Raw genomic sequence first — 286 nt, 5'->3', positions numbered from 1 at the left:
TGACTGACTTCGCCTTGCGAATCCTGCACGCTGACAATGACGGGCTGCGTCCTGGACTTGACGTTGAACGTGCGCGACGCGGACACCAGCCCTGTGCCATAGCGCGCCTTGGCAGTGATCGAATGCGCACCGACAGCCAGGGACGTCAGTGACCCGGTCCACTCGCCATTGCTGCCCACCGTGACAGCGCCTTTGGAGGTCTGACCGTCGAAAAGCTCCACACTCTGCCCGGCCATGGCTGCCCCGGTAACCGTGACCACCGTGTCAGTGGTCGACGATCCTTGGC

1 pseudogene is annotated in these 286 nt (G+C 63.3%); it reads right to left on the bottom strand.

Annotated features, from left to right (window positions below):
* A pseudogene (locus tag QMX89_RS22760) lies at nucleotides 1–286 on the bottom strand (hypothetical protein); the annotation flags it as partial.

The sequence above is a fragment of the Pseudomonas sp. PS01301 genome, assembly GCF_029960215.1.
Classification (GTDB): domain Bacteria; phylum Pseudomonadota; class Gammaproteobacteria; order Pseudomonadales; family Pseudomonadaceae; genus Aquipseudomonas; species Aquipseudomonas coleopterorum.
The sequence above is the reverse complement of the archived record's forward strand: the minus strand, read 5'-3'. Positions and strand labels throughout refer to the sequence as shown.